This window comes from Polyangiaceae bacterium, assembly GCA_016715885.1.
In the GTDB taxonomy this organism is placed as follows: domain Bacteria; phylum Myxococcota_A; class Polyangia; order Polyangiales; family Polyangiaceae; genus Polyangium.
Window position 1 is genome coordinate 128,824 of sequence record JADJXL010000019.1, and the last position, 14,209, is coordinate 143,032.

At 59.5% G+C, this 14,209-nt stretch carries 11 protein-coding genes; 8 read left to right on the forward strand and 3 right to left on the reverse strand.

What is annotated here, in order from left to right; translation table 11 throughout:
* The first annotated feature begins 28 nt into the window (after positions 1-28).
* Positions 29-2,065 (forward strand): PAS domain S-box protein, encoded by a 2,037-nt coding sequence (locus IPM54_24785; protein ID MBK9263007.1) that lies wholly within the window; start codon positions 29-31, stop codon positions 2,063-2,065.
* Between the two features lie 172 nt (positions 2,066-2,237).
* Here IPM54_24785 and IPM54_24790 read toward each other — a convergent pair whose 3' ends face one another.
* Complete coding sequence (locus tag IPM54_24790; GenBank protein ID MBK9263008.1) at positions 2,238-2,738, reverse strand: hypothetical protein; 501 nt, start codon at positions 2,736-2,738, stop codon at positions 2,238-2,240.
* A 253-nt stretch (positions 2,739-2,991) separates the two neighbouring features.
* On the opposite strand from IPM54_24790, the gene IPM54_24795 reads away from it, so the two are divergent.
* Positions 2,992-4,389, forward strand: a complete 1,398-nt coding sequence (locus tag IPM54_24795; GenBank protein MBK9263009.1) for a hypothetical protein — start codon at positions 2,992-2,994, stop codon at positions 4,387-4,389.
* 18 nt (positions 4,390-4,407) lie between these two features.
* Here IPM54_24795 and IPM54_24800 read toward each other — a convergent pair whose 3' ends face one another.
* Positions 4,408-5,112, reverse strand: coding sequence for an isoprenylcysteine carboxylmethyltransferase family protein (locus IPM54_24800; GenBank protein ID MBK9263010.1), 705 nt, complete (start codon positions 5,110-5,112; stop codon positions 4,408-4,410).
* Positions 5,113-5,237: 125 nt separating this feature from the next.
* Between IPM54_24800 and IPM54_24805 the strand changes: the two genes are divergently transcribed.
* Positions 5,238-6,863 carry an ABC-F family ATP-binding cassette domain-containing protein gene (locus IPM54_24805; protein MBK9263011.1) on the forward strand — a complete coding sequence of 542 codons (1,626 nt, stop codon included), beginning with the start codon at positions 5,238-5,240 and terminating at the stop codon, positions 6,861-6,863.
* Between the two features lie 103 nt (positions 6,864-6,966).
* On the opposite strand, the gene IPM54_24810 is transcribed toward IPM54_24805, so the two are convergent.
* Positions 6,967-7,299, reverse strand: coding sequence for a hypothetical protein (locus IPM54_24810; GenBank protein ID MBK9263012.1), 333 nt, complete (start codon positions 7,297-7,299; stop codon positions 6,967-6,969).
* A 1-nt stretch (position 7,300) separates the two neighbouring features.
* Here IPM54_24810 and IPM54_24815 point away from each other — a divergent pair, with 1 nt between their 5' ends.
* From IPM54_24815 to IPM54_24835, 5 genes are all read left to right on the forward strand, one after another.
* Positions 7,301-7,621: a hypothetical protein gene (locus IPM54_24815; protein ID MBK9263013.1), complete on the forward strand. Its 321-nt coding sequence runs from the start codon at positions 7,301-7,303 to the stop codon at positions 7,619-7,621.
* A 243-nt stretch (positions 7,622-7,864) separates the two neighbouring features.
* Complete coding sequence (locus tag IPM54_24820; GenBank protein MBK9263014.1) at positions 7,865-9,751, forward strand: serine/threonine protein kinase; 1,887 nt, start codon at positions 7,865-7,867, stop codon at positions 9,749-9,751.
* A gap of 1,128 nt (positions 9,752-10,879) precedes the next feature.
* Positions 10,880-12,631: a hypothetical protein gene (locus tag IPM54_24825; protein ID MBK9263015.1), complete on the forward strand. Its 1,752-nt coding sequence runs from the start codon at positions 10,880-10,882 to the stop codon at positions 12,629-12,631.
* Entirely contained in the window at positions 12,625-13,947 is a 1,323-nt protein-coding gene (locus IPM54_24830) for a hypothetical protein (protein MBK9263016.1), read from the forward strand. Before IPM54_24825 ends, IPM54_24830 begins: the two co-directional genes overlap by 7 nt.
* 31 nt (positions 13,948-13,978) lie before the next feature.
* The gene (locus IPM54_24835; protein ID MBK9263017.1) at positions 13,979-14,197 is read left to right on the forward strand and encodes a hypothetical protein; all 219 of its coding nucleotides are present in this window, start codon (positions 13,979-13,981) and stop codon (positions 14,195-14,197) included.
* Positions 14,198-14,209: the final 12 nt, after the last annotated feature.

Sequence of the window (14,209 nt, forward strand, 5' to 3'; positions counted from 1 at the left end):
AGCCTGGACATTCGTGCATGATGCGCGAATGGCTTTCTCCGCGGACGCATTTTTCAACGATTCTCGAGAGCCGCTCTTCTCGTTGTCGCTGGCATCACAAGGGGGCACGTTGGTTGCGGCAAATCCGGCGTTCCTTCGCCTTGTAGGGCGTAACCTCGAAGAGATGCTGGGGACGCCGTTTGCCTCGTTCGTCACGGAACAATCGCAACAATCGCTTCAGTCGGCGATGGCGGCAGCGCGAACGGGGCAGCGCGCGCGATTTCACGTGATGGTGCGCAACCAAGATGAAACGGAACATGCCCTGGAAGCAAACGGTACACCCTCGGACGAACTTTTTCATTGTGTTGGGCGTCGAGTCTTATGGGTAGGTGATACGGCTACGGGACACGTATCGCGCGATGTGCTCTTTCAGAATGTGGTGCGGGGCGTCTTGGATGCGCTCGGGCCGCGACAAGTCATGGTGACGCGTGGTGTTGATTGGCCCGTGACGCGTGCCGAGGTGCTTGCGGGGTGGGTGGATGGGCACGCGCTCGAGCCATTCGCTTACGATGTGGCGGGTATGCCGTGTCAAAACGTCATGTATGGCGAGGTGGTCACGTATGCACGCGGTTTGCGTGAGGTTTTCCCGAACGTCGCAATGCTCGAAGCGATTCATGCGGAGAGCTATTTTGGCGTGCCGGTAAGGGACGAGGTCGGTGCGATTTTGGGGAGCATATGCGTCGTCGACGACAAACCCATGCTCGAATCGAACCACGGACAAATCTTGGCCGTGCTCCAGTCTGCCAGCCGTGCTGCATCGCGTGCGATGGCCAGAATGCGTGCCGAATCGCTCCTCGCGATGGGGATCGATTCTTCAGCGTCACTTCTCGAAGGCTCGTCGCTTTTTCACGCCGTGACGCGACAAACGGCGCTCGCAATGCAAGTCGACATGGTGTTTGCAAGCGAATACGAGGATCCACCAACGCATGCACGATTGTTGTCGATGTGGGACGGGACGAACCATGTCGAGGGCATTCGTTATCCGGTTGAAAACACGCCCTGCGGGATCGTTGCGCGCGGCGAGATCTGCCAAATTCCTCGCGGCTCGAGTGATGTTTTTCCTGGAAATCCAACGATGGAGAAAACGCAAAGCGTCATTGCCGTTCCGGTGCTCGATTCCCGAGGTAAAACCATCGGGGTCATGACGATTGCGCATTCACGTCCCATGGACGCCGTCGAAGAGCGAGCGCTTTCGCTGCGGTTATTTGCAGGTCGCGTCGCAGCCGAAATCGAACGAATGCGCTCGGCAAAGGTGGCGGCCGAGAGCGACGCTCGTTTTCGATTGCTCGTGGAACATGCGGCGGACATGCTTTTCGTGCACGAAAGAGACGGGACGATTCTCGAATGCAATCGAGCTGCGGGGCGTGAATTGCTCGTTCCTTCGGAAGATTTGATTGCGAAAAATTTGGCGGATATTCGTCAAGGCGTGACGGCCGAAGACATCGCGCGAGATGGTGAGCTTCTCGAAGCGGGGGAGCCGCGGACGTTCGATGCAGTGTTTCGGCGTTCGGACGGGACGACGTTTCCGGCCGAGGTGCGGACGGTGCTCTTCGAACACGCGGGCAAGCAGATTGCCATTTCATCGGCGCGTGACGTGACCGAGCAAAAACGTGCGGCAGCGCTGCTCGAGGCGGCGCTGGCGGCCATGTCGACGCCGATCATCGAAGTGTGGGAAAAAACGGTGGCATTGCCCGTCATTGGGATGGTGGATCGCGAGCGGGCCGCGCGCATGATGTCCACGTTGCTCGACACGATTACGCAAAAGCAGGCTGAATTCGCCATTCTCGATTTGACGGGCGTCACGACCGTCGATGCGGAAACGGCGAATCATCTGCTCGACATCGCTCGCGCCGCGTCCCTTCTCGGCAGCGATTGCCTCGTTTCGGGCATTTCACCCGCAGTCGCTCGGACGCTCGTGGACTTGGGGTCGACCGAAACGTCGACGTTCCGCACCTTCGCAACGCTCGAAGCAGCCCTACGGCATGCGCTTGGGCAACGAGGCGTGCGCATATCGAAACGAGCTTGATAGGCGATCAACTTGATCCGGGGGGGGTATGGGGGGCGTCCGCGCCTCGCCGTGCTTTTGCGAAGCAAAAGCACCGGGAGGCGAGCCGCGGACCCCCCCATCGTAAACAAGCCTCGCGAAGCGCGCGTCCCACGCGCGCGAAGCGAGGGTGCAAATCCTGGCCCGGCCTCAATCAAGGCACGTAATTCCAAGCGCACCGGCCGCTCATGCATATGAATCCATTCGCATTCGGGCAATCGCACGTGCTCGTCGTTCCAAGCTCGCACATGAGCTCCTGGCCACGCTTCAGCAAATCGTAATAATGCTTCGTATCGGCGTCTTTGCGCGCCACCAGATTACGCGTGCACCCGCAACTCGTGCCTTGAAGCTCCAAGCCGCATTCGGCATCCATCGTGCAACTTTGGATCGCCTGCAATTCATTGTTGTATGCGACGAGCAAATCTTCGCACGTGTTGATGTCATTCACGTTGCCGCCGCCAACTCCACCGCCGCCAGCCATTCCGCCGCTTCCCGCGGCCCCGCCGCTGCCACCGGCTCCGCCGCTACCGGCGGTGCCGCCGCTACCAGCAGACCCACCATTTCCTGCAGAGCCTCCCGAGCCGCCGCCGGTCGTGCCGGACGAGCACGCTGCGAGAGCAAGCGCGGTCAAGAAAAGAAAACCATGACGAAGCATAGGACGAAAACCTCCTGGTCGCAGGAGTGTACATCGACATCTCCCCGTTGTGAAGCCCGCATCGAGGCGCGTTGGGGGCGCTGCTGCCATTGACGCAAAGTTTTCGCGCTTTGCCGAAAAGGTTTGCTCGTGAGGAAATGCTTTTGACGCCGCTTTGCGCGACCTTCCTCCAAAGCTTCACTTTTCTCTTGCGGCCGTCGCTTGGCTCGACGATGATCGACGGCTGGGTAATCCTTCAGACGAGGAGCTTTTCATGAGACACCGATTCGCGCTGCTTGCCGTGCCCCTTGCTGCCATCGTTTCGATGGGCTGTACGGGTGAACAAGGTCCCGCGGGCCCTCCGGGCGTGGAAGGGCCGAGTGCCGATGCGAGCATCAACGCCGTCATTCCGAGCAAAGTGTTTTTGGCGCGGATGATTGACGTGACGATCAGTGGTTTCAACACCAATTGGTCGGATGCAACGAAAGTCGAATTCGGCGCGGGCGTCACCGTGCTCAATCAAAAAATTGCGAGCCCCACGGCGATTGTTGCAACCATCGAAGTTGGCGAGGATGCTGCAACGGGTCCGCGCGACGTGCAGGTCGTCGATGCGGCGGGCACCGTGACGTACGCGGGCGCATTCAAAATCGAAACGCCGCTCGATTTGACGGTGGTCGGGTCGTCCGCCCAAGGCTCCATTCTCGTAACGAAAGCACGGCAGCTCGATCTATCCACACCGTTCGATACCACATCGACGGGCGATGGGTTTTTCGAACCATTCGAGTACACCAACATCAACGTCGCCGGCTCGCCAGGCATCAATGCGCAGGTCGAATCCGTGGACATGTATTCCACCGACCTGCTCGTTTTGGTGGATGTCGACACGCCCGCGGGCAAAGGCGATCTGACCGTGCATAGCGGCCCGCTCGGCGATACATTGGCTTCGCCCGCTCCGGGTGGGCTCGACATTGCCGCACGAATGCCCGACGTGCTCATGGAAGGCGCATCGGTCAAGGGCAACATCGACACGCCGCTCGGTACGCTCTTGTATTCGTTCACGCCCTCTGGCCCGGGACTCTATCAGGTGACCGCTTCGGCGTCGTCGCAAGATGCCAATCCCAACCTCGCCGTATTGCCGAAGAGCGGCAAATTCACCGAGCTCATGGACTTCAGTGGAGCTCCAACGGTTCTGGCGACGAATACGGATCCGTTCTACTTCATCTATTGGGATAATTCGGGCACAACCGGGTATTTCGCGACCGTGAAAGCCGAAAAGGTCGTGACGGCCGACGTCGAGCCCAACAATACATGCGCGACGGCCCAAGCTGCAGGAGCGTTGCCGGCGGACATCAAAAACCTGTTCCTGTCGAGCCCCGACGACGTGGATTGGCTCTCCTTCGACGTCGACCCCGGAAATGAAGGCAAGATCGTTCGCGTGATAACGTCTCCCGGTGATGCGCAAACGGACACCGTCGTGGAAGTGTTCGCATCGAATTGCACGACGTCGCTCGGTGGGCCCAGCTCGGATGGCGACTACCACGAAGATTTGAAGAGCGCTCCGATTACAGCGCCCGGCAAACACTTCGTGAAGGTGACGAATTCGACGTTCGGGTACACGGGCAAACTGTACAATTTGACGATTGCGCTCGAAGACGCAATGCCGCCACCATAGGCTCGAGCGTCCAACCCATTACCACACTCCTGGTAATAGTCGATAGCGCGTTTTCTGCGCGTATTCTCGATATCCCGGCAGTTCGTCGTGCAGCGTGCGGTCTTCGTGGTACGTGCGCACGACGAACGCTACATCCATCACCAGCACCGGCAAAAAAGCCCACCACGACCCGAGCACCAGCGGCCATCCTGCGCTCGCAACGAGAAGCCCTGTGTACATCGGATGACGCACGATTGCATAAGGTCCCGTCGTTATCACGACTTGATGCCGCTCTTCTTGGATACGCACCGTTCGTTCGAGGAATGGGTTTTCCCCCATGACCCAGGCAATGAAGCCATTGCCTCCGAGGTAGAGCACGGCGCCGGCAATGACGAAGGCGAGAGGTACGTTGGGTCCGTGAATCAGAAAAAAGTCGAGCGGCGCAACGACGAATATGCCGATGCTCGCGACGAAGCCGACGATCATGAATTGGCGGTCCCATTTTTTCGTGGGACGATCCGGCTTCAATCGTTGGCGCAATAACCCTGGATTGCGTAGCCGCATCACGGTGACGTTCACGGCGAGCACCACGAGCGTCAGGCCGAGAAACAGCCACGCATACCAATACCCGTAGAGCCCGCCGGCAGTGCACAGGGCAATGAGGATGAGCACACGCAGGATGGCGCGAACGGCGAGTTTCGCGTCCGATTCGGCTGGTGCAGGCGCGGCCTGAGTCTGCCTCATGGCGGAAAGCTAACCATTTCCGGCCCGAGGTGCACGACAAAGTTCTTGCAAGCTCGCATGTTTTCCGGCCGCCCGCGCGTTTTTCGGATGCACACGGGCCAGGCTTCCGCTAAGAACGCGCCCCCATGATCCGGCTCGACTCCATCGGTAAGCGCCACGGCAAGCAAATTCTTTTCGTCGAGGCGTCGTGTGCCATCAACCGCGGCGAAAAAATTGGCCTCGTTGGCCCCAACGGCTCGGGTAAAACCACCATCTTTCGCATGATCACGCGCGAAGAGCAGCCCGATGAAGGCCAAATCTCCGTCGATCGCGGCGTGACCGTCGGCTACTTCAGTCAAGACGTCGGCGAGATGACGGGCAAGAGCATCGTGGCTGAAACGATGGATGGCGTGGGGCCCGTGTCGAAAATCGCGGCCGAGCTTGCGGAGCTCGAGCTTGCGCTGGCGGATCCCGAAAGGGCCGACGAAATGGAAAACTTGCTCGAAAAATACGGGCAGGCGCAGGCGCAGTGGACCGAGCTCGATGGGTATTCGCTCGATGCGAAGGCGAGGGAAATTCTTGCGGGACTCGGCTTTTCAAACGAGCTCATGGATGCCGATGTCGGGACGCTCTCCGGCGGCTGGAAAATGCGCGTAGCGCTCGCGAAAATACTCCTTTTGCGCCCCGACGCGCTGCTGCTCGACGAACCGACGAACCACCTCGATATCGAATCGATCATATGGCTCGAGGGTTTTTTGCAGTCCTACGAAGGGTCGATCGTGATTACGTCGCACGATCGGGCCTTCATGAATCGTTTGTGCACAAAAATTCTCGAAATCGACGGTGGGGACATCACGACGTACACCGGCAATTACGACTTTTACGAAAAGCAGCGGGCGATTGCGGGGCAGCAGGCCGAGGCGCAATACGAGCGGCAGCAGGCGATGCTTGCGAAGGAAATGCGTTTCATCGAGCGGTTCAAGACGCATGCGGCGAAGGCGGCGCAGGTGCAGAGTCGCGTGAAAAAGCTCGACAAAATAGAGAAAATGGAGCCTCCGAAGAAGAGCAAGCGCCCGCCGATGTTCGATTTTCGCGTGCCTGCGCGGTCCGGCGAAGACGTGGCAAAGCTGGAAGGCGTGGTCAAGCGATTCGGCAATCGCACCATTTACGACGGCTTGAATTTTCTCGTGCGGCGGCGCGAGCGTTGGTGTGTGATGGGCGTCAACGGAGCGGGCAAGTCGACGCTGCTCAAGATCGTCGCCGGAACGCTCGAACCGGACGCGGGCGGCGCGGTGGTGGGCGCGAGCGTCAAGCTTGGGTATTTTGCCCAGCATGCAATGGATCTGCTCGATCCGGATGCGACGGTGATGAGTACGCTCACGACGGCCTTTCCCGAAGCGTCGATAGGGACGATGCGCACGCTTGCGGGCTGTTTTGGGTTTTCCGGCGACGACATCGACAAACCTTGCCGTGTGCTGTCCGGTGGCGAAAAGGCGCGGCTGGTGCTTGCGAGAATGCTCTACGATCCACCGAATTTTCTGGTCTTGGACGAGCCGACGAACCATTTGGACATCACGACCAAAGAGATGCTCGTCGAGGCATTGTCGAATTTCGAGGGAACGATGCTTTTCGTTTCACATGATCGGCATTTTCTGGCGGCGCTGTCGAATCGAGTGCTCGAATTGACGCCCGAAGGAGTGCATCAGTACGGTGGCGGGTATGTCGAATACGTCGCTGCGAGTGGTCATGAAGCGCCTGGGCTTCGGAGGTGACTATCGTGTTATCGAAAAAGTCCATGCGTATCGTGCGGAACAAAGGCTGTCGAAACGTGCTCGTGGAGTCGTCGTCGTCCTTTTCAACCGGTAGAGAATGCGCTTAGATGAGCGCCTCGAGCCGTCGGCATGGCGGGTGAGATGAGGTCATTATGAAGCTTGCATCGTGGGTGTCTTTGGGCGTGCTAGGGCTTGTCGCATCGGTCGTGGGGTGCGGAGTTTCCGATGCGCAATCGCTATTTGCCAGTGCCAACAGCAATGGAGCTGGCGGTTCGGGCGGGGAAGGGGGCGGAGGCCAAGGCGGCGGTTCGACGTCATCGTCTTCCAGCTCGTCGTCTTCGGGTGCTTCGTCTTCCAGCTCGTCATCGAGCGCTTCGTCGAGCTCGTCATCGTCGAGCTCTTCGTCTTCCAGCTCGAGCAGCGGCGTTCTCATCACGGTGAATTGCGCAGGCCAGGCGTGTGCACCCGGCGAAATATGTTGTTTCCACAACCAGGATGCGAGCCAGGATCATTGCGGCGCGGAGGGGAGCTGCGGGCCGCCCGAATATCTTGCCATTACGTGCAATGGCCCGGACGATTGCCCTGGCGAAATCTGCTGCGGCACGTTCAACGGTCAGGACTATACCGAGGTATCGTGCCGGCCCACGTGCCAGAATCAGGGCAACATCATCTTGTGCGATGGCGATCCGAACGTATGCCCGCCAAATGACGATTGCCTGCCCAGTCAGGTCCTTGGCGGCTATCTCGTTTGCCGGTAGTCCGCTCGGATTTTCACAGCCCGGCGCGACTGCTCCTTCGCAGTTGGAACGCGTACCCACCACAGCGCGAAAAGATTGCCGCCTCGGCGCGGTAGATCCTTGTTGACGCGTCTCGAGCAGCAGTCTATTGATACGAAATCGGCAGTCGGTTTGTCCGCGCATGACATTTTACCGGCAGCTTGCTTGGTTTCTTCTGACAATCAACGAGCGAATGCCCACCGAACGTCGCGTGGGAGCATCAACATGGCATCAGCCCCCAAATCGGAGAGTGCAGACGCAGCATCGAAGACCGATGAGCTGGTTGGCACGATCCTCGGCGAGCGCTACGAGATCTTGCGCTTGCTCAATGAAGGCGGCATGGCCAAGATCTACGTCGCGAAGCACAAGGTGCTCGGGCGCGAGGTTGCCGTCAAGGTGCTGAAAGGCGGCTGCGCCGACGATTCGGATGCCGTGCAGCGTTTCACCAACGAAGGACGCGCTGCCGGAACGCTCGGACACCCGAACATCGTCGAATGCACCGACATTGGAACGACACCGGATGGCAAGCCCTATTTGGTGCTCGAGCTGCTCGTGGGGCATTCGCTCGCAGACGAAATCATTCGGTCCGGACCGCTCGCCATTGGACGCGCTGCGAAAATCGCTTCACGTATTGCCGATGCGTTGGCAACGGCACACGCAGCAGGGGTCGTACATCGAGATCTCAAATCGGACAATGTGTTTCTCGCGCGTAAGCGTGGCGTCGTCGATTGGGTCAAAGTGCTCGATTTTGGCGTTTCCAAATTTCATGAAGATTCCGGTAATACGCAAAAAGGCAGCATGCTCGGGACACCCGATTTCATGGCGCCCGAGCAAGTGGTCGATGCTCGAGCGGTCGATTCGAGGGCCGATATTTATGCGCTCGGCGTAATACTCTATGAAATGCTCGCAGGTCGGCGTCCTTTTCACGGCATTGCGTTTCCGATGGTACTGTACACCATCGCGCACGAGCCTCCGCCGCGGCTGGATTCATTTCGTAAAGACATACCGCCCGAGGTATTGGCGATCGTCGAAAAGGCCATGTCCAAGCGCCCGGAGGATCGGCAATCGTCGATGATCGAATTGGTGATGGCGCTCGAGCCATTTGCCGACCGAGTTTCGATGGATGCGTCGATGGATGATCTCGTGGCGAGCTCTTCGGCGAAGATCACGGCGCTGCAATTTGCCGAATTGCAGCAGCTTGGCGCAGCCGAAGAAAAACGGCGTTCGAGCTCCACGGGGGCAGCGCCCACATCTGCGACGCTGGCGAATGCGAGCGACAAGAAGCCGTCTCGATCCGTGGCGACGGTGCTTGGCGCCATTGGCATTGCCGCCATTTTGGGCGTCGGCGTGTATGCTTCGACGTGGTTTCGGTCGAATGGCGTTCGCGACGAAGCGGCGCCGGCCGCATCGCCTGCGAAAATGATCGACGCCATGATTATCGTGACGCCTCCGGATGCGTCGGTGGAGATCGATGGGCGGCCTGTCGATCATTCGAACGGCGTGGTGAAAATCCGAGGCGTCGTGGGAACCGTACATCACGTGCGCGCATTCGTAGGTTCGCATGAAACGCGTGCGGAGGTCGTCATTAGTTTGAGCGGGCCGGTTCCTGCGCGGATTGAAGTGGCCGCGGCTGCTGCGTCGGCATCGGCACCCGCTCCTGCGTTTTTGCCAGTGCTGCCGGCATCTGCGTCGCCCGAATACGTGGCGCCCTCGAGCTCCGTAGAGTATCACCGTTTTTTGAGTTTTGGTTGTTCGGGTGGTGGGTCGAGGGGCACTTTTGCGGGACCAAATGCAGCCACGTCGATACGGAAGAGCGCGGCGGGGCGTTCGACGAAAGCGCTTTTGCAATCGACCGCGGCGGCATCGCCTTTCATTTGCAGGATTCTCGAGGTGCCGTCCGACAAGGATATTAGACGAATTTGCGTGTCGTCGCTGGCGAGCACCATGTCGCAGCCTAGAGCGAGCTTGGACGATGTGCACGGGATTTCGGCGATGCGTCGAGGTTTCACCAAGACGTCGCGCGCGTCGATTTCGCCGCCGAAAAGAGCGCATTTTTGCCAGCTATGCTCGAGTGATCGTTCCTGCCAAACAATTTGTTTGTCACGGCGTTGAAACCCGGTAAAGGTTCGTCCTTTTGGAACTTCGAGCACGAGCTCGGGGTCTTCATTGGTCTTCGAATAAATGCCTTTCTTTTCATCCACGAAGAGGCGCTTCGTGATTCGGTCGAGGTGCAGGCGTGGTGGTTTTTCGAGCGGTTTTCCGTCCCAGGATTGCCGTTTACCATCGGCCATCCAACCATCGGGCAGAATGCTACCCTGGGTCGTCGCCACGTGAAAAGGATTGGACCCGTGAGCACGGAGCACGTTTGGGGCCGAGCCGATGGTGCCTCCGATGAACGCGCCGCCGACGCTGTATCCGGATGTGGTCGACTTTGGGGGCATATCGTGTCCACCGAGAGCTGCCAGCCAATGGTCCATGTCGACGGCGAGCAATTTCATTTGACACGTTTTTGGAAATTGCTCCGTTTCCCTTCTGCGCATGGCGAAGCGCGTGGGACCGTCGACGTTTGCCAGCACGATCTGTTCCGGCGGGCAGTTTTCGACAAACCCGATTTGCGTGTCGCCGGCGGCGTTGATGCCCACGGCGAATGTTTGCAAACGCCTTTGGCGTTGCAATTTTTGGCATCCTGCTTTGGGTGCGCCGTCCCGAGGCGAGCATGGTTTCCATTCGAGCGGTGCGGGAAGTTTTTGTTCGTCCGTCGTCCACGCCCAAGCGCATTCGGCGTCAAACGATTCGAGTGTTTGCCAATCGTTCGTACTGGGACATTCCAAAGCCGCTTTTTCTGCAATGGTTTCATCGATCGAAGACGAAGCGGATGGGAGGGGCATACCCAGGAGCCTCTCGAGCGACGACGCGGCATTCGGCACCGGTACTTGCGGCGACGGTGTTTCATTGGGGTTCGTCGATTGCGGCGTGTCCTTCGTGCATGCCAAAAGAAGCACAAGGGGCAGGGCGGCTTTCACGATGCCGAGTTGCAGGGTCGAAGGATGCATGCGGGTGCCATGATAGTCGACAAGGGCGGTGCTTGGGTGAATTTTTCTACGCGCGAAAGGTGCGACGCAGTTTCAATGGCCTTGGCGCGAATCGATATGCGCGCATGACGAACCCTAAAAACTTCAACTTGATTTTTTTCTCATTACCTCTTGAATTTTAAAAATCTCCACGTAAAAATACGACAACGTGATGAACGAATGGGGACGAGTTTCCGGTGGGCATTCGAGCCGCCTGCGGAAGTATCGGGGCGCGCAGCAGACGAATCCACACGCAGCCAGGGGGCGGGGGATTGGGCTGGCCGCGCTCATGATGCTTGCTTGTTGGGGCACGAGCCTTTCGGCTTTTGCGCAGGCGAAACCTGTGGGGGAAGTGCGAGCGACGGTGCTGGCGCTCGATGGCGAGGACCTCGTCATTGATATCGGTGCTGGTCAAGGCGCGACGGAGGGGGCGCTCGTCGAGCTTTGGCGGCCGGTGAAGCTTCGGCATCCGGTGTCGGGGAAGATTCTCGAGGATCGCTTCCGTATCGGTACGTTACAGCTTGGGCAGGTACGCCCGACGTTGTCGCTCGCGCGGCCTTCTGGCGAGCTTGCGCGGACCCCCGAGAAGGGCGATTTGGTGATTTTGTCGCCCGCTGCATCGCCGGGGCCGACGACGCCGGCGCCGACGGGGACCACTCCGGGTGACGGGGGTTCGGCACCGACGGGGGAAGCGCCCGCCGAATCGAAGCTCGACGCGGAAGCGCGGACAGTGGCGGAAATGTTCGACAGCTTGCAGGGCGCCGATTTGATTACGCGCATTCGCAAGTATGAGGAGTATGTGAGGACGACGCCGAATGGGCGTTATGCGCGCGTGCTTTATGAAGAAGCGGCGGCGCTTCGGCGTTTGGTGGAAGCGAAAGACACGCCCAAGCGTCGCAAGACCGACGCCAAGGATGATGACGGCATCCCGGCGCTCAGGAGCTTCGAGCCGCCCAAAGAGGTTCTCGAGGGGTCGCGTCTGGAGCTCGTGGCGGAATTGACGGACGATGCGACGGGCGCTTTGCTGCACATCCGGCGGCGTGGCGAATCGGCTTTCGAGACCGTGAACATGATTCCGATTGGTCCGGGGTACTGGAGCGGGCTCGTTCCAAAGGACAAACTCCAGCCGCCGGAGATGGAATATTTCATTGAGGCGACGTCGGCCAAAGGGGTCGCGACGCCGGTCTTCGGTGGGCCGGGGGTGCCCAAGGTCGTCGATGTGGTGCCCGTACCGAAGATTGGTCCACCGCGCAAAGTCGGAGCGAGCGCTACGCTGCTGACGGATTATGCGGATTACAATCGTTTGCGAGGGAATGACTGGAGCTGGCAGACCGAGGGAATTTTCGGACTGCGGTACGACGATGTGGGGGTTCGAGCGCTTCGGACGGGGTTTGGCGTGTATCGAGGTCAAGGCGGATCGCTGCGCGACCTCGATGTATTGAACCTGAAAGGACGCGCCGTAGGTCTCACGTATGGGTATCTCGAGACCGAAGTCGGCTTTCACCGCTTGTTCTCGCTCATTGGCCGATTGGCCATTGGTTTGCAAGACAATGGTGTCACGGGCGGTGGTCAAGTGTTGTTCCGAATTGGTAGCGATCGCGATACCAACTTGCTTTTGGGCGGCGAGCTTTTGGGGGGCGTGGGTTTGCGTGGGTTCACGCAATTGGAGCTCAATACGATCAAGAAGGTGCCCATTCTCGTACGAACCGAAGTGACGAACCAACCGGCGGGAAATACGAAAATCGACAACGTCGCGGAGGGCGAGTCCACGGGCGAAAATGAAATTGGTGTGCGCGCAATCGTGCAGGCCGGTTATCGATTCACGCCGGACTTGGTGGTGTCTGCGCGCGTGTCTTTCCAAGGCCGAACCATTGATCACGCTGGCCCGGGCTTCGGCGGCGCTGTGGGGTACACATGGTGACGGAACAGGCTGCCAAATTCGTTCTGCCCATCGTGGCATTTGCCCTCGTTAGCGTGGGATATGTCGGTGTGGCGCTGGCCGATCCACAAACGGCCGAAACGCCGGCCGAAACGCCGGCCGATGCCGCGGCGACGGGAGCGGCCCAAGCCGCACCCACCGGACAAACGGCACCGGCTCCGGTTCCGGCTGCTGCGCCCGTTGCGACCGGACAAACCGCCGCAATGCCGGTCGCCCCGGTGGCTCCGGAAAGTCCAGCGGGACCACAGCCGCGCGTGTATCACGCGGCGGTTTATTCGGCACCACCAAGCGAACCGCTCGCCATCAAAGCCACGTACGACCATCCGCATTTGATTCGGCGGGTCGTCGCCGTCGTGACGACCGCGGCGGGGGCCGAGCGAATCGTGGAATTCAAGCGTGGCGATCGAGACCAATACGTCGCCGTCGTTCCCGCCGACCTGATGAAGGCGCCGGGCATTGCGTATGCCATCGAACTCGAACTCGTCAATGGATCGCGCGTCGCCGCATTTGCCTCGCGCACGGCGCCGCATCCCGTGACGGTCATCGAAGATTTGACCGATACGCGCGAACGCGCGCTCCTCGCCCGCCTCGGTGGACGACGCTCCGTCATCACCGCTGCCGGTGAATATGTCGGGTTTGGAGAGAACAAGGCGACGTCGTCCATTCCGTGCACACCGACGCAAGAGGGGTGCGGTTCCGATGGCCAAATCACGCCTGCCGTGAACGAACAGTATTACCGCATCGAGGCGGGATACACGTACCGATCATTGCGCACGGTGTCCGAATTCGGATTTCGCTTGGGCGTGCTTCGCGGGCAATCGCTGAAGTCGCCGAGGCCGCTCGAGACGTATGATGAAGAGAAATACGACGTCGGGCTCAACTTCGGCGCTGCGCGTGTTCGCTTCCGAATCCTCGATTTGTGGCAAATGGAGGGCGAGCTGCTCACGAGCATCACGGAGGAAGGGTTTTCCGCCGGTGTCAACGTGGCGACGCATATTGGCGATCCGTACGGGACCAAGCTCATTCTCGGCTTCGAGCGGCTTGGGCTGAGCGGCGTCACCTTCGGCAATCGATTCTACTCGCGCATGGACATCGTGGGCGGTAGCCGATTGCTCATCTCGCCCATCATCGAAATCACCGACATGCCCAATGCAGAAGCGTTTGGCGTGCGCCTGGTGGGTGAAGTATCGTTCAAGGTGACGAGCGGATTTTCCGTGCAGCTTCGCGGCGGATATCAAGCGCGGAAATTCAATTCGGGCGGTCCGGGATTGGGTGGAAGCCTGTCGTACGCATTCTGAGAAGGCGGGTACGAACGAGGAGATGGGATCGATGAGGGACAAGTTGGAAGAACGCCTTCGAGAACTTCGCGGTGAGCTCGAAAACGGCCGCGCTTTGCTGGACGAGCTGGAAACCAAGAAGGCCAATCTTCAGTCGACGCTCTTGCGCATCACGGGCGCCATTCAGGTGCTCGAAGAATTGCTTGCATCGGAGACCGCGACGGATGACGCGCGGGGGGCCGCGGCTGCCCCCTCGTCGCCTACCTCCTGAAAAGCCGCGAAG

Excerpts from the sequence above, each read along its gene's own strand:
- IPM54_24785 (MBK9263007.1), top strand. The coding sequence starts at position 29 with ATGGCTTTCTCCGCGGACGCATTTTTCAACGATTCTCGAGAGCCGCTC.
- IPM54_24790 (MBK9263008.1), bottom strand. The coding sequence starts at position 2,738 with ATGCTTCGTCATGGTTTTCTTTTCTTGACCGCGCTTGCTCTCGCAGCG.
- IPM54_24795 (MBK9263009.1), top strand. The coding sequence starts at position 2,992 with ATGAGACACCGATTCGCGCTGCTTGCCGTGCCCCTTGCTGCCATCGTT.
- IPM54_24800 (MBK9263010.1), bottom strand. The coding sequence starts at position 5,112 with ATGAGGCAGACTCAGGCCGCGCCTGCACCAGCCGAATCGGACGCGAAA.
- IPM54_24805 (MBK9263011.1), top strand. The coding sequence starts at position 5,238 with ATGATCCGGCTCGACTCCATCGGTAAGCGCCACGGCAAGCAAATTCTT.
- IPM54_24820 (MBK9263014.1), top strand. The coding sequence starts at position 7,865 with ATGGCATCAGCCCCCAAATCGGAGAGTGCAGACGCAGCATCGAAGACC.
- IPM54_24830 (MBK9263016.1), top strand. The coding sequence starts at position 12,625 with ATGGTGACGGAACAGGCTGCCAAATTCGTTCTGCCCATCGTGGCATTT.
- IPM54_24835 (MBK9263017.1), top strand. The coding sequence starts at position 13,979 with ATGAGGGACAAGTTGGAAGAACGCCTTCGAGAACTTCGCGGTGAGCTC.